This window comes from Falsirhodobacter sp. 20TX0035 (assembly GCF_028307215.1).
Taxonomy (GTDB): Bacteria; Pseudomonadota; Alphaproteobacteria; order Rhodobacterales; family Rhodobacteraceae; genus Falsirhodobacter.
In genome coordinates this window covers 93,593-114,412 of sequence record NZ_JAQMHV010000007.1, presented here as the reverse complement: position 1 = coordinate 114,412, position 20,820 = coordinate 93,593, and the positions used below count along the sequence as shown (strand labels likewise).

General features: G+C 69.2%; 23 protein-coding genes. 7 read left to right on the top strand and 16 right to left on the bottom strand.

The features are described 5' to 3' along the window. Positions 1 to 5 precede the first annotated feature (5 nt). From PIJ50_RS10200 to PIJ50_RS10180, 5 genes are all read left to right on the top strand, one after another. Positions 6 to 764 carry a ZIP family metal transporter gene (locus PIJ50_RS10200; protein WP_271974959.1) on the top strand — a complete coding sequence of 253 codons (759 nt, stop codon included), beginning with the start codon at positions 6 to 8 and terminating at the stop codon, positions 762 to 764. A gap of 76 nt (positions 765 to 840) precedes the next feature. Continuing rightward, entirely contained in the window at positions 841 to 1,689 is an 849-nt protein-coding gene (locus PIJ50_RS10195) for a cytochrome c oxidase subunit II (protein ID WP_271974958.1), read from the top strand. Then, on the top strand, positions 1,686 to 3,788 hold the full coding sequence (locus PIJ50_RS10190) for a cbb3-type cytochrome c oxidase subunit I (protein WP_271974956.1): 2,103 nt from the start codon (positions 1,686 to 1,688) through the stop codon (positions 3,786 to 3,788). The genes PIJ50_RS10195 and PIJ50_RS10190 overlap by 4 nt, the downstream gene beginning before the upstream one ends. Further along, positions 3,785 to 4,399, top strand: a complete 615-nt coding sequence (locus PIJ50_RS10185) for a cytochrome c oxidase subunit 3 (RefSeq protein ID WP_271974955.1) — start codon at positions 3,785 to 3,787, stop codon at positions 4,397 to 4,399. The genes PIJ50_RS10190 and PIJ50_RS10185 overlap by 4 nt, the downstream gene beginning before the upstream one ends. Continuing rightward, positions 4,396 to 4,692, top strand: coding sequence for a cytochrome o ubiquinol oxidase subunit IV (locus PIJ50_RS10180; protein WP_271974953.1), 297 nt, complete (start codon positions 4,396 to 4,398; stop codon positions 4,690 to 4,692). Before PIJ50_RS10185 ends, PIJ50_RS10180 begins: the two co-directional genes overlap by 4 nt. Before the next feature lie 4 nt (positions 4,693 to 4,696). On the opposite strand, the gene PIJ50_RS10175 is transcribed toward PIJ50_RS10180, so the two are convergent. The 8 genes from PIJ50_RS10175 to PIJ50_RS10140 form a co-directional block, all read right to left on the bottom strand. Then, the gene (locus PIJ50_RS10175) at positions 4,697 to 5,827 is read right to left on the bottom strand and encodes a Gfo/Idh/MocA family protein (protein WP_271974951.1); all 1,131 of its coding nucleotides are present in this window, start codon (positions 5,825 to 5,827) and stop codon (positions 4,697 to 4,699) included. Between the two features lie 58 nt (positions 5,828 to 5,885). After that, positions 5,886 to 6,830, bottom strand: a complete 945-nt coding sequence (gene choX / locus PIJ50_RS10170; protein ID WP_271974950.1) for a choline ABC transporter substrate-binding protein — start codon at positions 6,828 to 6,830, stop codon at positions 5,886 to 5,888. 109 nt (positions 6,831 to 6,939) lie between these two features. Next, positions 6,940 to 7,401 carry a YaiI/YqxD family protein gene (locus PIJ50_RS10165; RefSeq protein WP_271974948.1) on the bottom strand — a complete coding sequence of 154 codons (462 nt, stop codon included), beginning with the start codon at positions 7,399 to 7,401 and terminating at the stop codon, positions 6,940 to 6,942. Beyond that, positions 7,394 to 8,224, bottom strand: a complete 831-nt coding sequence (fghA, locus tag PIJ50_RS10160) for an S-formylglutathione hydrolase (protein ID WP_271974946.1) — start codon at positions 8,222 to 8,224, stop codon at positions 7,394 to 7,396. Before fghA ends, PIJ50_RS10165 begins: the two co-directional genes overlap by 8 nt. Positions 8,225 to 8,234: 10 nt before the next feature. Further along, positions 8,235 to 9,158, bottom strand: a complete 924-nt coding sequence (locus PIJ50_RS10155; protein WP_271974989.1) for an AEC family transporter — start codon at positions 9,156 to 9,158, stop codon at positions 8,235 to 8,237. Positions 9,159 to 9,281: 123 nt separating this feature from the next. Next, positions 9,282 to 10,148, bottom strand: coding sequence for an OmpA family protein (locus tag PIJ50_RS10150; protein ID WP_271974944.1), 867 nt, complete (start codon positions 10,146 to 10,148; stop codon positions 9,282 to 9,284). Then, on the bottom strand, positions 10,145 to 10,792 hold the full coding sequence (locus PIJ50_RS10145; RefSeq protein ID WP_271974943.1) for a GNAT family N-acetyltransferase: 648 nt from the start codon (positions 10,790 to 10,792) through the stop codon (positions 10,145 to 10,147). The genes PIJ50_RS10150 and PIJ50_RS10145 overlap by 4 nt, the downstream gene beginning before the upstream one ends. Then, positions 10,789 to 11,508 (bottom strand): competence/damage-inducible protein A, encoded by a 720-nt coding sequence (locus PIJ50_RS10140; protein WP_271974941.1) that lies wholly within the window; start codon positions 11,506 to 11,508, stop codon positions 10,789 to 10,791. The genes PIJ50_RS10145 and PIJ50_RS10140 overlap by 4 nt, the downstream gene beginning before the upstream one ends. Positions 11,509 to 11,628: 120 nt before the next feature. On the opposite strand from PIJ50_RS10140, the gene map reads away from it, so the two are divergent. Beyond that, positions 11,629 to 12,438 (top strand): type I methionyl aminopeptidase, encoded by an 810-nt coding sequence (map, locus tag PIJ50_RS10135; protein WP_271974939.1) that lies wholly within the window; start codon positions 11,629 to 11,631, stop codon positions 12,436 to 12,438. Here the strand turns inward: map and PIJ50_RS10130 are convergent. The 3 genes from PIJ50_RS10130 to PIJ50_RS10120 are packed head-to-tail and all read right to left on the bottom strand — an operon-like array spanning position 12,435 to position 14,817. Beyond that, a complete protein-coding gene (locus tag PIJ50_RS10130; RefSeq protein WP_271974937.1) occupies positions 12,435 to 13,079 on the bottom strand; it encodes an HAD family hydrolase in 645 nt (214 codons plus the stop codon). The genes map and PIJ50_RS10130 overlap by 4 nt on opposite strands. Further along, positions 13,076 to 13,639 (bottom strand): 16S rRNA (guanine(966)-N(2))-methyltransferase RsmD, encoded by a 564-nt coding sequence (rsmD, locus tag PIJ50_RS10125; RefSeq protein WP_271974935.1) that lies wholly within the window; start codon positions 13,637 to 13,639, stop codon positions 13,076 to 13,078. The genes PIJ50_RS10130 and rsmD overlap by 4 nt, the downstream gene beginning before the upstream one ends. After that, positions 13,636 to 14,817 (bottom strand): NAD(P)/FAD-dependent oxidoreductase, encoded by a 1,182-nt coding sequence (locus PIJ50_RS10120; protein WP_271974988.1) that lies wholly within the window; start codon positions 14,815 to 14,817, stop codon positions 13,636 to 13,638. The genes rsmD and PIJ50_RS10120 overlap by 4 nt, the downstream gene beginning before the upstream one ends. Positions 14,818 to 14,893: 76 nt before the next feature. Here PIJ50_RS10120 and PIJ50_RS10115 point away from each other — a divergent pair, with 76 nt between their 5' ends. Then, positions 14,894 to 15,376, top strand: coding sequence for a peroxiredoxin (locus PIJ50_RS10115; protein ID WP_271974934.1), 483 nt, complete (start codon positions 14,894 to 14,896; stop codon positions 15,374 to 15,376). On the opposite strand, the gene PIJ50_RS10110 is transcribed toward PIJ50_RS10115, so the two are convergent. From PIJ50_RS10110 to PIJ50_RS10090, 5 genes are read right to left on the bottom strand one after another with little or no spacing between them, the layout of a single operon-like run. After that, positions 15,373 to 16,548, bottom strand: coding sequence for a GNAT family N-acetyltransferase (locus PIJ50_RS10110; protein WP_271974932.1), 1,176 nt, complete (start codon positions 16,546 to 16,548; stop codon positions 15,373 to 15,375). The two genes, PIJ50_RS10115 and PIJ50_RS10110, sit on opposite strands and share 4 nt — an antisense overlap. Before the next feature lie 30 nt (positions 16,549 to 16,578). Further along, on the bottom strand, positions 16,579 to 17,328 hold the full coding sequence (locus tag PIJ50_RS10105; RefSeq protein ID WP_271974929.1) for a glycerophosphodiester phosphodiesterase family protein: 750 nt from the start codon (positions 17,326 to 17,328) through the stop codon (positions 16,579 to 16,581). After that, complete coding sequence (locus tag PIJ50_RS10100) at positions 17,328 to 17,774, bottom strand: RidA family protein (RefSeq protein WP_271974928.1); 447 nt, start codon at positions 17,772 to 17,774, stop codon at positions 17,328 to 17,330. Before PIJ50_RS10100 ends, PIJ50_RS10105 begins: the two co-directional genes overlap by 1 nt. 55 nt (positions 17,775 to 17,829) lie before the next feature. Continuing rightward, complete coding sequence (locus tag PIJ50_RS10095; RefSeq protein WP_271974926.1) at positions 17,830 to 19,092, bottom strand: HlyD family type I secretion periplasmic adaptor subunit; 1,263 nt, start codon at positions 19,090 to 19,092, stop codon at positions 17,830 to 17,832. Then, positions 19,089 to 20,813 carry a type I secretion system permease/ATPase gene (locus tag PIJ50_RS10090; RefSeq protein ID WP_442900732.1) on the bottom strand — a complete coding sequence of 575 codons (1,725 nt, stop codon included), beginning with the start codon at positions 20,811 to 20,813 and terminating at the stop codon, positions 19,089 to 19,091. The genes PIJ50_RS10095 and PIJ50_RS10090 overlap by 4 nt, the downstream gene beginning before the upstream one ends. Positions 20,814 to 20,820 lie beyond the last annotated feature (7 nt).

Genomic DNA, 20,820 nt, shown 5'->3' with positions numbered 1-20,820 from the left:
CTGACATGCCGATCTGGATGCAAGCCGGACTTTGGGGCCTTGCCGGGGCGTCGTCGCTTCTTGTGGGCGCGGCGCTGGCCTATCTGGCGCATTTCCCCCGCCGTGTCACCACGGGCTTCATGGCCTTCGGTTGCGGCGTCCTCATCTCGGCCGTCAGCTATGACCTGATCAAGGAAGGCTTCGACCAAGCGGGCCTGCAGCCCATCGTGCTGGGCGCGCTGGTTGGATCCATCGCCTATACGCTGGCCAACGGGATCATCACGCGCGGCGGCGGGCATCACCGCAAGCGGTCCGGCGGCGGCCACCAGAAGAAGGCGGCGCAGGGCGGTGGGCTGGCCATCGCCGCCGGCGCCTTTCTGGACGGAGTCCCCGAATCCGTTGTGCTGGGCGTCGGCATGCTGGACGGCGGCGGCGTCAGCCTGGCCATGTTCGCGGCCATCTTCCTGTCGAACTTCCCCGAAGGCCTGTCCAGTGCTGCCGGGATGAAGGCCGCCGGCCGCAGCCCCGCCTACATCTTCGGACTGTGGGCCTTCATCACGCTGTGTTCGGGGCTGGCGGCGCTGACGGGCGCGGCGCTGTTGGGCGACGCTTCCCCCTGGACGCTGGCGGCGGTGAACGCGCTGGCGGCGGGCGCGCTGCTGACCATGATCGCCGACACCATGATCCCCGAGGCGGTGGAAGGGGAACGCGGCGAAACCGGCCTTCTGGTGATGATCGGCTTTCTTGTGGCCTTTGCCCTCTCGCAGGGCAGCTTTGCGGGATAGGCAGGCGGTGCAAAGGCGTCCCCTCCTCCGCCTGGTCCGGACCGGTTCCCAGCCGTTCCGCTGCGGGGGCACTCCGTTGATCCGCATCTCCCTTCTCGTGTCCGGCCTTTGGGCCCTGTCCGGCTGCGGTCTGGACATGGGCCTTTTTTCCCCCGCGGGCCCCGTGGCCGAGGCGCAGCGGATGCATCTGTGGATCGTCTGCGCCCTGATGCTTCTGGTCGTGATCCCTATCTTCGTGACCATCCCGTTCCTTTTGTGGCGCTACCGCTATCGCGACGGGAAGAACCACGCGTCGTATCGCCCCGACTGGGAGGCGTCGTGGAGATGGGAGGTGATGCTGTGGAGCGGGCCGCTGGTCGTCACCGCCGCCCTGGGCTGGTTCCTGTGGACCTACACCAAGGCGCTGGACCCCTATCGCCCCTTGTCCGAGGCACCCCTGCAGGTGCAGGTCGTGTCCTATGACTGGAAGTGGCTGTTCATCTATCCCGATCTGGGGGTGGCCAGCGTGGACCGGCTGGTGCTGCCGGCGGGGCAGGCGGTGACGCTGTCCCTCACCTCGCGCACGGTGATGCAGTCGATGCTGATCCCGGAACTGGCAGGGCAGATCTACCTGATGAACGGCATGACCACGCATCTGAATCTTTCGGCGGACCATCCCGGCCAGTGGACGGGGCGCAACACGCAATACAACGGCGACGGCTTCCACCGCCAGACCTTCCGGGCCGAGGCGATGGCCCCTTCCGACTTCGCCCGCTGGGCCGAAACCGCCGCCAACGCCCCACCCCTGGACCAACCCGCCCTTGCGGCGCTGGAGGAACGGGGACGCGACCCCGACCTGCCCGACACCTTCGGCCAGGTGCCGCCGCACCTGTTCCACGATCTGGCCGGCACCGCCACGCACGCGCATCACGGAGGCGGCCAATGAGCGACATCCTTCTGGGCCGCCTGGACGCCTCCGCCCTGCCCTGGCACGAACTCGCCATCGCCAAAACGGGGCTGGAGGTGATCAGCGGCATCGTGGGCCTGACGGCCGCCCTGCTGGCCGTGTTGGGGGCGCTTCTGGTGGCGGCGGCGCTGACTTGGTGGCGCCTTTGGGGGCCCTTGTGGCGCGACTGGCTGACCAGCCTCGATCACAAGAAAATCGGGATCATGTATGTGGTGCTGGCCTTCGTGATGCTGGCCCGCGCCGTGTCCGAGGCGGGGGTGATGCGCCTTCAGCAGGCCCTCGGCTTGGGCGGCGGCGGGATCGTCACGCCGGACCATTTCGGCCAGCTCTTTTCAACCCACGGGACGATCATGATCTTCTTCGTGGCGATGCCCTTCATCACCGGCCTGATCAACTACGTCATGCCTTTGCAGATCGGGGCGCGGGACGTGTCGTTCCCGCTTTTGAACTCGGTCAGCCTTGGGCTGACGGCGGCGGGGGCGGCGCTGATGATGGTCTCGCTCGTCCTGCAACCCTTCTCCACCGGCGGATGGTCGGGCTATCCGCCCTTTACCGAGGCCGCGTTCAACCCCGGCGCGGGACCGGATTACTGGATCTGGGCGGTCACGCTGTCGTCGCTCGGCTCCACCCTCACCGGCATCAACTTCACCGTCACCCTTTACAAGGAACGGTGCGAAGGCATGCACCTGATGCGGATGCCGATGTTCTGCTGGACCTCGCTCTGCACCGCGATCCTGATGATCTTCGCCATGCCGCCCTTGACGGTGGCCACGGGACTTCTGGCGCTGGACCGCTATCTGGGGTTCCACATCTTCACCAATGACGGCGGCGGCAACATGATGATGTTCGCCAACCTGTTCTGGCTGTTCGGCCACCCCGAGGTCTACATCCTGATCCTGCCCGCCTTCGGCGTCTGGAACGAGGTGTTCTCCACCTTCTCGGGCAAGGGGCTGTTCGGCTACCGGGCGCTGGTGATGGCCACGATGTGCATCGCCATCCTCAGCTTCACGGTCTGGGTGCACCACTTCTTCACCATGGGGCAAAGCGCCGACCTGAACGCGATCTTCGGCATCGCCACCATGGCCATCGGCATCCCGACGGGGGTAAAGATCTACGACTGGATGCTGACCATGTACAAGGGACGCGTGCGGATCAGCGTGCCGATGGTCTACGGCATCGGCTTTCTGTTCCTGTTCGTGCTGGGCGGGACCACGGGCGTGATTCTGGCCAACCCCTCCATCGACTATCAGGTGCACAACACGCTGTTCCTGGTCGCGCATTTCCACAACATGGTCATTCCCGGCACGCTGTTCGGGATGATCGCGGGCTACACCCTGTGGTTTCCCAAGGCCTTCGGCTTCCGGCTGAACGACCGCTGGGGCTACCGCGCGGCCGGGCTGTGGATCGCGGGGTTCCTTCTGGCGTTTTTCCCGCTCTACATCCTCGGCCTCATGGGGATGCCGCGGCGGATGGTGGCCTATTTCGAAGGCGCCTGGCTGCCCTGGACGCTGATCGCGCTGACGGGGGGTGCGCTGATCGGGCTGGCCCTTCTGTGCCTTGCGGTGCAGCTGACCGTCAGCCTGCGCGACCGCGCCGCGCTGGCTGTGCCGGTGGGCGATCCCTGGGACGGGCGCAGCCTGGAATGGGCCCTGCCCGCGCCGGTGCCCGCCTGGAACTTCCCCGTGCTGCCCGTGGTCGAAGGCCGCGATTCCTTCATGGAGCTGAAGAAGAACGGCGATCATCTGGACCGGCCGCGCGACGGCTTTGCGGACATCCTTCTGCCGCGGCCCAGCATGGTTGGCCCCGTCATCGGCGCGGCGGGGCTGGTCGCGGGCTTTGCACTCACCTGGCACATCTGGTGGCTGACCGTGCTGACGCTGGCCGTCATCGTGGGCGCCATGGTCGCACGCGGCTTCGTGCGCGACACCGAATACACCGTGCCCGCAGCCGAGGTTGAGGCGCGCTGGAACGCTTGGCGCGCGCTGGCCGACGCCTCCCCCCGCATCCGCCGCCGGGACGAGCAACGTCCGGCCAATCGCGGCCACGCCTTCCCCGCCGCACAGGAGGGTGAGGCATGAACCGCCGTCACCCCGGCCTGAACCTGGGCGAGGCCCATGACAGCGCCAACGACGACGCCGAAAAGGAGGTCTTCGGCTTCTGGGTCTTCATGATGAGCGATGCGATCCTCTTCGGCCTGCTGTTCGCCACCTATGTCGTGCTGCAGGGCAACCTGAACGGCGGCCCCGGTCCGGCCGAGCTGTTCGAGATGCCGTCCGTCCTGATCCAGACGGTGCTCCTTCTCACCTCCAGCCTGACGGCGGGGCTGGCGCAGCTGGCCATGAAGCACGAACTGGGCACGCGGCGGATCGTGCTGTGGCTCCTGATCTCGCTCGGCCTCGGGCTGGCCTTCCTGACGATGGAGATGCGGGACTTCCTGACCATGACATCGAAGGGCGGCGTGCCGCAGGCCAGCGGCTTCCTGTCGGCCTTCTTCGCGCTGGTGCCGCTGCACGGGCTGCATGTGGCGGCGACCTGCCTGTGGCTTCTGGCGCTGCTGGGCCAGATCGCGCGCTATGGAACGGACGACGCGACAAAGACGGCCATGCTGCGGCTGGGCATCCTGTGGCACTTCCTCGACGTCGTCTGGATCGGCATCTTCACCATCGTCTATGTCGGGGGGCTGGCATGAACCGCAGGCAGGAACGGCGCAGCTACATCGTCGGCTACGTCCTCGCGCTGGCGCTGACGCTGCCGGTCTTCGCGCTGTTGGCGTTCGACCTGCTGCCCCGCCGGCAGATCCTGTGGATCGCCGGGGTGGCGGCGGCGGTGCAGATCGCCGTGCATTTCCGCTTCTTCCTGCACATCCGCCTGAAAGGCCAAACGCGCGAGGATCTTCAGCTGATCCTGTTCACCACGCTGCTGCTGATCCTGATGGGCGGAGGCACGATCTGGATCATGACCAACCTCGCCCACCGGATGTAGCCCGTCAGCGCGACGGGGCCGAGGCGTTCACCTTGTCCGGGGCCGAGACGGGGCGCAGGCGCTGCTCCTGCACGTCGGGGTCGATCCGCAGGCTGCGGGTGAACGGCTCCACCTTCGCGGGCTGTCCCGTGCGCAGGGCCTCCAGGATCGCCTCCACCACCAGAAGATCGGCCAGCCCTTCCTCGCCGCTCGGCTCCACCGCCCGGTCGTTCAGGATACAGTCCGAGAAGTAGCGGAGTTCTCCGCCGAACTGATCCGTCGCGGGGAACTGTTCATGGGTGTCATCCTCGCCGATCCGACGGGTCTGGGCCAGACCGTCACCCAGACCGAAGGCCGGGCTCATCTCGATCGTGCCCTTGGTGCCGGTGATGGTGAAATTGTCCAGCCGGTTGGCGTAATAGCTGACCACGAACTGCGCCAGCTGGTTGCCGGGCATCCGCAGCGTCACGGCCAGCGTGTCGTCGAAATCGCCCAGATCCGCCTCGGGGTGGCGGGTGCCAACGGCCGAGATCACTTCCACCGGTTCCGCGCCGAACAGGAAGCGGATGGCGTTGATCGGATAGGGCGCGAGGTCGAAGAGGGGCCCGCCCTGCACGCCGTGCTTGGCGCGATGGTTGGCCGGGTCCAGCACCTGCCCCATCCCGCCGGTGAAGGCGATCAGGTCGCCCAGTTCCCCCGCGCGGATGCGGCGGATGGCGTCCAGGTTCGCCGGTTCGAAATGCAGGCGGTAGGCGGTCATCAGCTTGGCACCGCCCCGTTCGGCCGCCGCCATCATGTCGCGGCACAGGTCCGACGTCACCTCCAGCGGCTTTTCGCACAGCACGTGGATGCCGGCCTCCAGCGCCGGAATGGCGAACTCGGCGTGCCGCCAGTTCGGCGTCGCCAGATAGATCGCATCCACTTGCCCCGAGGCGAGGAGCGCCGGGAATTCATCATAGCCGTAGCGGTTGTCGACCTTGTAGAGGTCGCCCAGCGCGGACAGCTTCTCGGCGTCGCTCGATACCAGCGCGGTGATTTCGGAATTGCCGGTATGGGCGACCGCCGGCATGAGGGAGCCCTGCGAGATGTCGCCCAGCGCCACGATGCCGTAGCGCACCTTCTTTCCACCCAGACCCAGTGCCGATGCGATGCTCATGTCCCGTTCTCCCTTCAGGTTGCAGGGGGCAACCCGAGGGGGGACGGGAGGTTCCCGATTAGTCGGCCAGCGCGGCCTGCACCGCCTCCAGCCCCGGTGCACCGTCCACTGTGGTCACGCCGTCCAGCCACGGACCCAGCCGTTCGGGATGATCGGCCAGCCAGTCCCGGGCCGCGTCCTGCGGATCCTCGCCGTCCAGCAGAGAGCCCATCAGCTCGTTTTCCATCTCCACGTCGAAGACCAGCTGGCCGAAGGCCTTGGCCGCCGCCGGGCACTGCGCCACCCAGTCCGGGCGGGCGATGGTGCGCACCTCGGCCCCGCCGAAGTCCGGCCCGAAATAGGCGTCGCCCCCTTCCAGATAGGTGATGTCGATCTGGTTGTTCATCGGATGCGGCGCCCAGGCCAGGAACACCACCGGATCGCCCGCGCGGTCGGCGCGCTGCACCTGCGCGAGCATGCCCTGCTCGCTCGATTCAACCAGTTTCCAGTCCTTCAGACCGAAATCGCCCGCCTCGATCATGCGCTGGATGTTCTGGTTGGCGGGGGCCCCCGGCTCGATCCCGTAGATGGTGCGGTCCAGTTCGTCCGCATGGGCCTGAAGGTCCGCAAAGGACGTGATGCCCAGATCCGCCGTGGCTTTCGGCACGGCCAGCGTGAACTTCGCGCCCGTCAGGTTGGTGCCCAGAACCTCGACCTTTCCGGCCTTGGTCAGATCGTCGATGAAGGCCTGCTGCGCCGGCATCCAGTTGCCCAGGAAGGCGTCGATCTGGTCGCTCTTCAACGCCTCGTAGCCCACGGGCACGGCCAGAGTCTTGATGTCGACCTTGTAGCCCAGCGCCTCCAGCACGACCGTGGCCACGGCGTTGGTGGCGGTGATGTCCGTCCAGCCGGGGTCAAAGGTGCGAATGGTTTGGCACGCGGCCGGATCCTGCGCGGCGGCGCCCGTCGCGACGGTGGCCAGCAGGGCGGCCAGCGCCAGCGGGGATGAAAGGGTTCTGCTCATGGTGTCCTCCTGTTGGGGGCACTGTGGCGCATTTCGCGCCCGTGGTGAAGGCGGTCTGCCGATGCGGCCGGGCAACGGATTCGGCGAAGTTGCCGCCCGCCGGGGAAGATCATTCCCCCGCCGCGGCCTTCGCCTTGCGGATCGCCCGGTCCAGCGCGTCCAGAAAGCGCGAGCGGTCGGTTTTGGAAAACGCCCGTCCCCCGCCCTGGCGGAACGGGTCGGCCGACCGCAGATCGGCCATCAGGTCGCGCGTCGCCAGCACGTTGCCGATGTTGGCCGCCGTCAGCGCGTCACCGTCGGGTCGCAGCACCTGCGCCCCCGCCGCCACGCATTTCGCGGCCAGCGGGATGTCGTTGGTGATCACCACATCCGCCGCCCCGGCCCGTTCCGCGATCCACATGTCCGCCACGTCCGGCCCTTCGGACACGAAGACGCTTTCGACCAGCGGGTTGGCCGACGGGCGGATGCCGCCGTTCGACACCATCAGGACGCGCACCCCGTGGCGCGTGGCGACCCGCTCCACCTCGGCCTTCACGGGGCAGGCGTCGGCATCGACATAGACCTCAGTCATACAGGGCCTGCGCGTGGAAGGTCACATGCTCCTCCATGAAGCTCGACACGAAGAAGTAGCTGTGATCGTAACCGCGCTGCATCCGGAAGGTGCCTTCCTGCCGGCGGGCGGCCATCGCCTCGGCCAGCGCCTCGGGGCGCAGCAGGTCGAGGAACTGGTCCGACGCGCCCTGATCCACCAGAACCGGCCCGTCGAAGCCGCGCTTCCGCATCAGCAGCGTGGCGTCATGCGGGGCCCAAGCACCCTCATCCTTGCCCAGATAGGCCGTGAACTGCTTGCGCCCCCAGTCCGAGGCCGAGGGATTAGCAATGGGCGCAAAGGCAGAAACAGAGCGGAAGCGTCCCGGAAAGCTCATCGCGATGGTCAGGGCGCCGTGGCCGCCCATGGAATGGCCGGTGATGCCCTGACGCCCTTCATCCAGCGGGAACGCCTTGAACAGAAGGTCCGGCAGTTCCTTTGTCACATAGTCCCACATGCGGAAATGCGGTGCCCAAGGGGCCTGCGTCGCGTTGACGTAGAAGCCCGCACCCTGCCCCAGATCATAGGCGGCATCGTCCGCCACCCCTGTGCCTCGCGGCGAAGTGTCGGGAAAGACCAGCGCCAGCCCCTCCTCGGCCGCCCATTTCTGCGCGCCCGCTTTCACCATGGCGTTTTCATGCGTGCAGGTCAGGCCCGACAGGAACCACAGAACGGGAACGGGGTCATGCTCCGCCTCGGCCGGCAGGAACAGCCCGAAGGTCATGTCGCCCCCGGTCGCGGCGGAGGTGTGGGCGTAGACGCCCTGCACGCCACCAAAGGCGCGGCTTTCGGATAGGGTTTTCATGTGACCTCCGTCATTTCGTCCAGACCAGCGTGGCGGTCAGCGTGACCAGACTTCCCAGGGTGGACATCAGGATCGCCGTGGACACGCGGTACGGCGCCACGCCGTAATGCTGCGCCAGCATGTAGACATTCCCCGCCACCGGCAAGGCGGCCGTGGCGATCATCACCTGCGCCGCAAACCCGTCCGCCCGGCCCACGGCCAGAAGGGCCAGCGCCACCGCCGCCGGATGCAGCACAAGCTTGGCAAAGGACAGCCAGCCGCCCACAGCCACCCGGTCCAGCCCGCGCGCGGCCAACGATCCGCCGATGGCGAACAGCGCGCCGGGGGTGGCCGCGGCGGACAGAAGGGTCAGGGTGCGGTCGGCCGGCCCCGGCACCGTCCAGCCTGTGGCGGACCACGCCAGACCCAGCGCCAGCGCCACCAGCATCGGGTTCGTCACCAGCCCGCGCCCGATCCGCCGGGGCAGACCCGCCGACATCCGCCCGCTGCGCGACAGGGTGATCAGGATGGTGAACAGGCTGCCGAACACCGCAAGGTCGATCGTCAGCATCATCAGCATCGGGGCCACCGCCTCGCGCCCCAGAAGCGCGACCAGCAGGGGAATGCCCAGAAAGCCCGTGTTGCCGATGACGGCGGTCTGGGCTTCCACCACCGCCACGCCCAAAGGCTCGCCGCGCAGGCGGGCCACGGTCAGCGCCAGCAGGTTCACGGCACCCGTCGCCACCAGATACGCCCCCGCCAGCGGCCAGTCGAAGATCTGCCCAAGCGAGAGTTCGGAGGAGAAGTGGAACAGCATCGCCGTCAGCGCGAACCAGAAGACGAAGCGGGTCAGCGCGTCGATGGCGTCTTCGGAAAAGAACCCGCGTCGCACGGCGGCATATCCCAGACCGATCAGGGCGAAGAAGGGCAGAAGTTGCGACAGGATGGCCAGCATGGTTTCGGGCTTTTCACGCGCGGGGCCGGGATGCAACCCTCCGTCCGGGATCCCCTTCGCCCACATGGTGCAGGGCGCCAGGGCCTGCCGTCCGGATAGGGCGCCGTTGACCCGGCCGAACGCTTAGTCCGGGATCACCTCCACCCGGCGGTTGCGGGCGCGCCCTTCGGCGGTGGCGTTGGTGTCGCGCGGGGACACGAAGCCCGCGCCTTCGGCCGAAAGGCGCGCGGCGTCGACGCCCCGGCCCACCAGCCAGTCCCGCACCGCCTCGGCCCGGGCGCGGGACAGGGCGATGTTGGTGTCGGCCGATCCTTCGTTGTCGGTGTGCCCGACAAGCTGGACGCGGCGGTCCGGGTTCGCCTTCAGCCAGTCCAGAAGCGGCTCCAGCACCGGCTGCGCACCGTCCAGCGTGGCGCCGCCGGTCGCGAACTCCAGCCCTTCCAGCACGCGGGGACGGTCGAAATCGCCGCCGGTTTCGGGCAGGGGTGCCGGGCGCGTGGGGGCCTCGGGGCCCGGCGGGGCCACCTCCACCACCTCCACGAAGCCCAGATCGGCGGTGCGGCTGACCATCAGGCCCAGCCGCGCCTCCCCCTTCGCGGCCGAGATGTAGCGGAAATCGCCCAGATCCACATGCATCTGCGGTTCGGGAAACACCTCCACCCCGTAGCGGAAATCGTAACCGCCGCAGGCGTCCGTCTCGCAATCCAGCCGCAGGGTCCAGCCTTCGGCCAGAAGCGCCTCGCGGATGGGGCGCAGGATCGACAGGGTGGTGAAACCGTCGGGCGGCGTGGTCTGCCACGCGGTGCGGGTGACGTGACCTTCCACCGTTTCGGTGGGAAAGCCTTCGGGCGTCCACGGCCCCAGCGGCAGGGTCACGCTGTTCAGCGCGACGTCGGCGCTGCGCGCCACCTCGGCGGTTCCGGCCACGGGCGGGGTGAAGGCCGAGGCCGGCGACGCCGCCAGAAGGGCCAGGCAGAACCAGCGGATCAAGGGGCTTTCCTGTAGTAATAGCGTCCGGAGGTCCGCATCCCGGCACCGTCATACAGCGCGCGGGCGGGGGCGTTCCCTTCGGACACGACCAGCGCCAGCCGGTCCGCACCCTGCGTTGCGGCCCATGTCGCAGCACCGCGCAGCAGATCCCGCGCAAGGCCCCGGCGGCGATGGGTTTCCGCCACCTCCAGCGCGTGCAGCACCGCCAGATCGCCGTTCACCGCGACGAAGCCGGCCCCGCCTTCGCAGGCGATCACCGTCTTGGGGCACAGGCAGCGTTCCATCACGGCCAGCCGCGGCGGCCCGACCTTGCCCGACCGCGCCCACATCTCCACCGTGTCGTTGGATGGGGGCCATTCGGGCGCGGCCGGGCTGTCGCCTGCCAGCGCCGCCACCGGCCCTTCATAGATCACCACCACATCGTCGATCGCGTGGCCCGCGGCGGCCAGACGAGCGTCCAGCGCCTCCTCCCCCTCGCGCAGCATCACGAAGGGGGGTGTCGCACCGTCATCCGGACCGTCCAGCGTCGCCGCCGACACGCGCCCGCCACCCCCGGCCCCGTCGCGCAGGGTCCAGGACCCCTCGCGCCACAGGCGGGCGGGGGGCCAGGTCGGCTCCATCCGGTCCAGAAGCGTCCGGCTCATTCAAAAAGGCCCGCCAGACGGGTCATCGCCTCGTTCAACCGTCCGGCATCCGTGCCGCGGATCACGAGGTTCGTGCCCATCGCCCCGTTCTGCACGAAGGGATAGCTGCCCATCTGCAGGTCGGGATAGTCGGCGGCCAGCGCGCGGAAGGGGGCCGCGATTTCGCCCTCGCCCCGGTCCACGCGCAGGGACTGGCTCAGCAGCGGCTGGCCGCGGGTCAGACGGCTGAGGACGTCAGCCAGCATCGCGTGGAACACGTCCGGCACGCCCGCCATCACGTGCACGTTGCCGATGGTGAAGCCCGGCGCGATGGACACCGGGTTGTCGATCAGCGTTGCCGTGTCGGGAATGCGGGCCATGCGCTGGCGCGCCTCGTTGAACTCGCGCCCCGTGCGTTCGTAATGCGCGCCCAGAAGAGCGGCGGCGTCGGCGCGCACGTCGATCCGGTCGCCAAAGGCCGCGGCCACGGCGTCGGCGGTGATGTCGTCATGCGTGGGCCCGATCCCGCCCGAGGTGAAGACGTGGTCGTAGCGGCCCCGCAGCGCGTCCAGCGCCTCCACGATCACGGCGTGGTCGTCGGCCACGAACCGCACCTCGCGCAGGTCGATCCCCGCCACCGTCAGTTCCTGCGCCAGATGGTGGGAATTGCTGTCGCGCGTGCGGCCCGACAGGATCTCGTCCCCGATGACCAGCATCGCGGCGGTGGGATTGGGCATGGGACGGTCCTTTCCTTTCGGGTGATGCCCAAGGCTTGGCGCAGCCGCGCGGCAAGGGCAAGGTCTGGCACTTCGCGCCAAGCGGGATTATGTAGACGCGCAAGTGGGAAAGGACATCCGGTGGAAGACATTCAAGGCCGCGTCACGCGTCAGGGCATCCGCATCTATGATCCGGCGGATTTCGAAGGCATGCGCAAAGCGGGTCGCGCCGCGGCCGAGATCCTGGACACCGTGGCCCCCCATGTCGTTCCCGGCACCACCACCGCCGCCATCGACGCCTTCATCGAGGATGAGATCCGGCGCATGGGCGTCACCTCGGCCACCATCGGCTACAAGGGCTACCAGCACGCGTCCTGCATCTCGATCAACCATGTCGTCTGCCACGGGATCCCCGGGCCGAAGGTGATCAAGGACGGCGACATCATGAACATCGACGTCACCGTGATCGTGGACGGCTGGTTCGGCGACAGCAGCCGGATGTACGTGGCGGGCACCCCGTCGCGCAAGGCCGAACGCCTGATCGAGGTGACGCACGATTCGCTGATGATCGGGATCGCGGCGGTGAAGCCCGGCAACACCTTCGGCGACATCGGTCACGCCATCCAGACCTTCGTCGAAGCCCAGCGCATGTCGGTCGTGCGCGACTTCTGCGGCCACGGTCTGGGCCGGGTGTTCCACGCGCCGCCGAACGTGCTGCATTACGGCCGCCCCGGCACCAAGGAGGTGCTGGAGGAAGGCATGATCTTCACGATCGAGCCGATGGTGAACCTTGGCCGCCCCGAAACCAAGGTGCTGGCCGACGACTGGACCGCCGTGACCCGCGACAAGTCGCTGTCGGCCCAGTTCGAGCATTCGGTGGGCGTCACGGCCGACGGGTGCGAGATCTTCACCCTGTCGCCCGCCGGCCGCTTCCACCCGACGAAGGCCTAAAGCCCCAGCAGCGCCGGCAGGTCGGCCATGCGGTGGAAGACCGTCGCGCCCTCCGCCTCCAGCCCCGGATGGGCGGCGGGGGCAAGGCCGAAGCAGGGGATGCCCGCCGCGCGGGCGGCCTTCGCGCCGGGGACGCTGTCCTCGATCACGGCGCAATCGGCGGGGTCCGCGTTCAGGAACCGCGCGCAATGGCGGAACAGGCGCGGATCGGGCTTGGGCATGTTCAGCTCCTGCCCCGAAAAGACCCGCCCTTCCAGCCGGCGCCAGATGTCGGGGTGCTGGCCCAGCGTGATCATCATCTTTTCCGTGGTGCCGTTCGATCCTACGGCATAGGGGATGCCCGCTGCGTCCAGCCGGTCCAGCACCTCCGCCACCCCCTCCATTAGCGGGGTATGCTGGCGCAGACCGGCATAGATGCGGGCGTAGATGTCCTGCACCCAGTTGTCCGGAAGGTCCGCGCCCAGCGCGCGCGCGTCGCGGAACACCAGCGGGATGGTGCTGCCCATGAACAGCCGTTCGCCCGCGGCATGGTCCAGATCCAGACCATGCGCGCGCATGTCGTCCAGCACGAGGGACATGGTCTGATGCTCGCTGTCCACCAGCACGCCGTCGCAGTCGAAGATCACCGCCCTGACCATCATTCCGTCCTTTCCAGTATCGTCACATGCGTCTCGCCATAGCGGCGCTGGTCCAGCCAGGCAAAGCCCGGGGGCGCCACGGGGGCGGTGCCCTCCTCCCACACCACCAGCGCGTCGGGGGCGAGCCAGCCCCCCGAAAGGGCGGAGGCGAGCGCCTTTTCCCCCAGCCCCTTGCTGTAGGGCGGATCAAGGAACACCAGCGTGAAGGGATCGCCCGCGGATGCCCCCAGCCGCGTCGCATCGCGGCGCAGGATGTCGGTCGCACCCTCGGCGCGCGTGATCTCGATGTTGCGGCGCAGAAGCGTGCGGGACGCGTTTCCGTCGTCCACGAACGTGGCGTGGACCGCGCCCCGGCTGATCGCCTCCAGCCCCAGCGCGCCGGTGCCGGCGAACAGGTCCAGCACCCGGGCCCCGTTCAGGGGATCGCCATAGCCGCCGTTGATCAGCAGGTTGAAGATCGCTTCCCGCACCCGGTCCGAGGTGGGGCGCAGATGCGCCGCGGGATCGCCCGCGCCCACCTCGGCCAGACGGGTGCCGCGCATGCGGCCGCCCACGATCCTCATAGCAGGTCCTTTACGTGCGCGGCGGTGGCCACGGCCTCGGGCGTGGGCGAACGCCCCGCCTCGATCAGGCGCTTGCCCACCATGTAGGCGCGGGGGTCATTGGCGGCGTCCACCGCCAGCAGCCGGCCCCCCGCGAAATACCAGAACGAGGTTCCGCCCTCGGCCCGCGTCACCACGCGGTCGTGGCCCGTGTTCAGGCCCGCGATCTGCAGCTTCACATCGAACTGGTCCGACCAGAACCACGGCCTGGCCGCATAGGGCCGTTCCGCCCCCAGCATGTTGGCGGCCACGGCCTCGGCATGGTCGATGGCGTGGGGGACGGATTCCAGCCGCAGCCGCCCCGCCCCGTGCGGAAAGGACGCGCAATCCCCCGCCGCCCAGATCGCCGGATCCGAGGTGCGGCCGAACGCGTCCACCGCGATCCCGTTGTCCAGTGCCAGCCCCGCCGCTTCGGCCAGCGCCGTGGCGGGCGCGATGCCGATACCCGCGATCACGAACTCGCAGGGAATGCGGGTGCCGTCGGCCAGAACCGCGGCCTCGACCTCCCCTTCCCCCTCCAGCCCCGACAGGGCCGCGCCCTCCAGCAGGGTCACGCCATGGACGCGGTGCAGGTCGCGGAAGAAGGCGGCCGTTTCGGCGCTGGCGACGCGGGCGAGGATGCGGGGCGCGGCTTCCAGAACTGTCACCTCCAGCCCCAGCTTTGCCGCCACCGCCGCCGCCTCCAGCCCCACATAGCCGCCCCCGACGATCACCACCCGCGCCCTCGGCACGAAGCGGTCCTTCATCGCGTCCACGTCGGCCAGCGTCCGCACCGCGAAGACGCCGCCCAGATCCGTGGGCAGCCGCCGCGCGACCGATCCCGTGGTCAGCGCCAGCGCGTCATAAGGCACGGCCTCCGCCCCGACCCGCACCACGCGGGCGGCGCGGTCGATCGCCGTCACGCGCGCCCCCGTCCGCAGGTCAATCCCGTGGGCGGCCCAGAAGCCGTCGGCGCGCAGGGTCAGGCGGTCCACGCCCATCTCTCCGGTCAGGTAGGCCTTGGACAGGGGGGGGCGCTGATATGGGGCGACCGGTTCGTCGCCCAGCAGGGTGATGCGGCCCGTGGCGCCCAGCGCGCGCAGCTTCGCCGCCAGCGCCGCCCCCGCCTGCCCGGCCCCGACCACCACGATGTCCGTCATCTTTTCCATTCCCACGCCCTTGGCCGAAGCCTATATCTGGCCCGCAGCGAAACGCAACACGAGGGAGGATTGCACCATGATCGCCAAAGGGGACCGACTGCCCGCCGCGCAACTTGTCAGGATCGGCGAGGACGGGGTGGAGCAGGTCGATCTGGCCGCCCGCCTGAAGGGCCGCAACGTCGTGATCTTCGCCGTGCCGGGCGCCTTCACGCCCACCTGCCATTCCGCGCACATGCCCAGCTTCCTGCGCAACGCCGACGCCCTGCGCGCCAAGGGCGTGGACGAGATCCTCTGCGTGTCCGTCAACGATCCCTTCGTGATGAAGGCCTGGGGCGAGGCGACGGGCGCCACCGACGCCGGCATCACCCTTCTGGGCGATCCCAAGGGCGAACTGACGCAGGCGCTGGGCCTGTCCTTCGACGTGCCGGGTCCGGGCCTGATGGGCCGTTCGCGCCGCTATGCCATGCAGGTCGTGGACGGCACCGTGCAGATCCTGCACCTGGAAGAAGGCCCGGGCTGCGAGATTTCGGGCGGCGAGGCGATGCTGAAGGCGCTCTAGTCCTCGGCCTCGCCCGTGTCGCGGCGGAACGGACCGTAGGAGGTCAGGACCTCGATCTCCTCGTCCACCGCCGCGCGCTCGGCCTCCAGATACTGCGCCACGGCGCGGCGGAAGGCCGGATCAGCGATCCAGTGCAGCGAATGGGTTTCCGTCGGCAGATAGCCGCGGGCCAGCTTGTGTTCGCCCTGCGCCCCCGCCTCCACATGCGGGATGCCGCGGGCGATGGCGAAGTCCATCGCCTGGTAATAGCACAGCTCGAAATGCAGGAAGGGGTGGTGTTCGGTGCTGCCCCAATAGCGCCCGAACAGCGTGTCGCGCCCGATGAAGTTCAGCGCGCCCGCCACCCAGCGCCCTTCCCGTTCGGCCATCACCAGCAGGATGTCGTCGGCCATGGTGCGGTGGATCTCGTCGAAAAAGGCGCGGGTCAGGTAGGGGCTGCCCCACTTCCGGCGCCCCGTGTCCTGATAGAAGCGCCAGAACGCGTCCCAGTGTTCGGGCTTCAGATCCGGCCCCGTTAGGGCGTGGATTGTGCCGCCGAAGGCCTGCGCGCCTTCTCGTTCCTTGCGGATGTTCTTGCGCTTGCGCGACGACAGGTCGGCCAGGAAGGCCTCGAAATCCGCATAGTTCCGGTTCTGCCAGTGGAACTGCTGGCTGGCGCGGGCCATCAGGCCCAGTTCCGCGCCCGCCTCCGCCTCGTCTTCCGTGCAAAAGGTCGCGTGGACCGAGGACAGGCCGTTCTGTTCCGCCAGCGCCACTGCGCCCTGCATCAGCGCGCTGCGGCCCGTCGCCTCGAACCCCGGAAGGGTCAGGAAGCGGCGGCCGGTGGCCGGGGTGAAGGGCACGGCGATCTGGATCTTCGGGTAATACTGGCCGCCCGCGCGTTCATAGGCGTCGGCCCAGTTGAAATCGAAGATGTATTCGCCCTGACTGTGGGACTTCAGATACAAGGGGGCGGCCGCGATCAGGCGCCCGTCCACATGCGCCGTCAGGGGCCGCGCCTCCCACCCGCTGCGCCCACCGGTGGAGCGTGAGATTTCCAGCGCCCGCAGGAAGCGGTGCGTCGTGAAGGGGTCCGGCGGCACGCCGCCCTCGGGATTGGCCAACGCGTCCCATTCGGCGGCGTCGATGCCGCCGAACCCGTCCTGCGCCGTCACTTCGATCTGTGTGTCCATGCGCCGATGCTGGCGCAGGAACACGCAAGGTCAAGCCGGGATCGGGGCCGGATAGGATTCGAAGGTCACATTCGCGGCAACGCGCCGCGCCTCGCGTTCCTCCTCGGGGGTGCGGATGGTCCAGCACAGGATCGCCGCCCCCTGCGCCTTCAGCTCCGCCACGCGGGGCCGGTCCAGATCCCGGTGATAATGCGAAAGGAAGGACGCCCCCGCCCGGTCGTAATCCGGGATGTCGCGCAGGCGGGCGCGTTCCGCCTCGTCCAGATGGGGCCAATCCTCGGCGGAGTAGTCGCAGGTGGTCAGGCCGCGGGGGATACCGGGGGCCAGTTCGGCCATCCGCACCACGGTTTCGGGGTTGAAGCCCATCACCGCCACGGGGCCGTCATACCCCTTCAGCAGGGCCGCCGTCGCCCGTTCCAGATCGCCGGTGAACGGGGTCTGGTCCTTGATCTCCACCAGCAGGGGAACCTGCCCGGCCACGATTTCCAGCACCTCGGCAAAGGTCGGGATGGTTTCGTCCCCGCCGATCAGGGGGATGGCCGACAGGTCCTGCGCGGTGCGCGCCGCGACGGGGCCGGTCCGGTCCGTCAGCCGATCCAGATCATCGTCGTGAAACACCACCGGCACGCCGTCAGACGACAATTGCAGGTCGATCTCGATCGCGTAGCCGGCGGCGATGGCCGCGCGGATCGCGGCGCGCGAATTCTCGATCCGGCCGGCCGCGCGGTCGTGCAGCGCACGGTGGGCCACGGGAAGGCGCAGGAAGTCGGGGGGCAGCATCAGCGGATCTCGAAGATGGCTTCGATCTCCACCGCCACGCCGCCGGGCAGCGACAGCGCCGACACGGCGGACCGCGCGTGGCGTCCGGCGTCGCCGAACACCGCCACCATCAGGTCCGACGCGCCGTTGATCACCTTCGGCTGGTCGATGAAATCGGGGACGGAGTTCACGAAGCCCACCAGCTTCACCACCCGCACGATCCGCTCCAGATCGCCGCCCAGCGCGGCCTTGGCCTGCGCGATCAGGCTCAGCGCGCAGACCTTCGCAGCCTCGGCCCCCTCCTCGGGCGTCAGGTCGGCGCCCAGCTTGCCCGTGATCCCCCGGCTGATCTGGCCCGACACGAACAGCTGCGATCCCGTCATGACGAAGGGGACGTAGTTGGCCACCGGAAGCGGCGCCTCCGGCAGGGTCAGGCCGAGGTCGGACAGGCGGGATTCGATGGTCATGGCAGGCTCCTTTGGGTTCGGCCGAAGGCTAGGGGGCGGGCCGCCGGCTGGCAAGTCAGCTTTCCCGGAAGGCCCGGTCGAAATAGCTGGTGAAGGGGTGCAGCAGATAACCCAGAGGGGATCGCGCGCCCGTGCGGATGAAGGCGTCTGCCGGCATGCCCGGGGTCAGAACCAGCCCCGGCGGAGCGGTCAAGGCGATGCGGGCGACATAGAAGCTCGCGCCCTCCTTGTCCTGCAGGGTGTCGGCTGACACCTGCTGCACGACCCCCTCCACCTCGGGCGCGGTGCGACCGGGAAAGGCCGGAAGGGTCAGGCGCACGGACTGGCCTTCGCGCACCTCGTCGATGTTGACGGGGGGGATCCGCGCCTCGGCCAGCAGGGGTTCGTCCTGTGGCACGATCCACAGCACGGCGTCCGCCGCGCGGATCACGGCGCCGGGGGTGGTCACCGTCAGACCCAGAACGCGCCCGCCGACGGGGGCGCGCATGTCCAGCCGGTCGATCTGCTGGCGCAGCGCTGCGCGGCGTTCCGACAGTTCGGCCAGCTGATAGGAGAAGTCGCGCAGCTGGGTGATCGCCTCCTCGCGCCGTTCGGCGACCAGCGACAAGGCCTGCATGCGGTATTCGGTGATCCGGTCCCCCGCTTCGGCCAGATCGGCCACAAGGGCGCCGGCCTGGCCCTGAAGCCGGGCACTTTCCCGTTCCAGTGCGCGGACCTGGGCGCGCTGGGTCAGGCCCTTGGACAGAAGAAGGCGTTCGTCGGCCAGCTCCTCCTCGGCCAGCCGCAGCTGGGTGGCGTTGGCGGTGGCCTGCGCGTTCAGCCCGTCGATCTGGCTGCGGACCTGCGCCTCGCGCTGGCGCAGCTGGTCCTGCTGGGCCGTCAGCGTCGCCGCGCGGGCCGCGAACAGGGTGCGCTGGCCGTCCATCTGAAGCGCCACCTCGGGCCGGTCGGCGGGAAGGTCGGGGGGAAAGGCGATCGTCGCCCGCCCGTCGCGTTCCGCCGCCAGACGGGCGTGGCGGGCCGTCACCTCGAACACCTGCCCTTCAACGATGGCGAGTTCGGAGCGCAGGGCGCTGCCGTCCAGCCGCAGCAGCACCTCGCCCGCGCGGACCACCTGCCCTTCGGCCACCTGCACCGCCGCGACGACGCCGCCATCGGGATGCTGCACCGCGCGCCGGTTGCCCGGCACCTGAAGGCTGGCCGCGGCGATCACCGCCCCGTCGACCCGCGCCAGCACCGACCAGCTGCCGAAGCCCCCCACCAGAACGGCCAGCGCGACGCCGCCGGCGATCACCTGCCCCTTGATCCCGAAGTTCATGCGGCGCCCCTTTCGCGCAGGATGTCGGCGTGGTTGCGCACCATCTGGCGCAGGATCTCGTCCCGCGGGCCGAAGGCGCGGCGCATCCCCGCCTCCAGCACCAGAAGGCGGTCGCAATCCTGAATGGCCGAAGGACGATGTGCCACGATCACCGCCGCACCCCCGCGGGCCTTGTGGTCGCGCAGAGCGGCGCGCAGGGCTTCCGTCCCCTCGGCGTCCAGGCTGGCGTCGGGTTCGTCCAGCACCAGAAGGACGGGATCGCCATAGAACGCGCGGGCGAGGCCGATGCGCTGGATCTGCCCGCCCGACAGCTGCGCGCCCAGCGCCGTGACGCGGGTGTCGTAGCCGTGGGGAAGGGACAGGATCATCTCATGCGCGGCGGCCTGTTCGGCGGCGGCCAGAACGCGGGCCGTGTCGGGCGTGCCCAGGCGGGCGATGTTTTCGGCCACCGTGCCGTCGAACAGGGTCACCCGCTGCGGCAGATAGCCCAGCCACGCCCCCAGCGCGTCGCCGCCATACTGATCCAGCGCCGCGCCGCCCAGACGGACATGCCCCGCCTGCGCCGCCCAGACCCCCGTGACCGCGCGGGCGAGAGAGCTTTTCCCCGCCCCCGACGGCCCGATCACCCCCACTGCCTGCCCCGGGGCCACGGTGAAGCCGATGCCCCGCAGCACGGGCGGGCCGCCGGCGGGCGGCAGGACGGTCAGCCCCTCCACCTCCAGCCGGGCGGCGGGGCGGGGAAGGGACAAGGGGGCGGCGGGGGCCGGTTCTTCGGTCAGGAAGCGGTTCAGCCGCGTCCAGCCCTGACGGCCCCGGACCAGCGTGGCCCAATGGGCGATGATGCCTTCCACCGGGGCCAGCGCCCGCCCCATGAGGATGGAGGCCGCGATCATCACCCCCGCCCCGATCGCCTGATGAAGGACCAGCCACGCCCCAAGGCCCAGCATGGCCGATTGCAGGACCAGCCGCAGCACGCGCGTGACGGCCCCCATGCCGCCGTTCAGGCCCGCCGCCTCCGTCCCGCGGACCAGCCCCTTCCGCCGCAGGGCGTGCCAGCGGCGGAAGGCCGCGTCCGACATGCCCAGCGCGCTGACGGTTTCGGATTCGGCCAGCAGGATCTGCTGGGACCGCTCCGCCTCGGCCCCCAGCCGGGACGCTTCGGCCAAGGGGGCGGCGGACAGGTGGCGGTTCAGGGCCGTCAGCGCGACCAGCACCGCCCCGCCCCCCAGCGCCAGCCATCCCAGCGCCGGGTGGAACAGGAAGATCAGCCCCAGAAACAGCGGCGTCCACGGCAGGTCGAACAGCGACGCCGTCACGGGCGAGGCGAAGACCTTCTGCACCGCCTCCAGATCGCGCGAGGCGGAGAGGGCGGCCGCATCCTCGGGCCGGCGCGACAGGCGCGCCAAGGCGGCGCGGAACACCCGCAGGTCCAGCCCGTCCTGAAACCCCGCGCCCAGCCGCACAAGGATCTGGCCCCGCACCGCGTCCAGAAAGCCCATCACCGCGAACAGCCCGCCTGCGAGGATCGACAGCGCCACCAGCGTTTCCACCGACCGCGCCGCCAGCACGCGGTCATAGACCTGCATCATGTAAAGCGGCCCCGTCAGCATCAGCAGGTTGCAGAAGAACGAGAAAGCCCCGACCGCCACAAGCCCGCCCCTTGAAAGCCGCAAGGCGCAGCGCAATTCTGGTACTGAGGATTCTTTCGTCATTTTTGCCACGATGCCC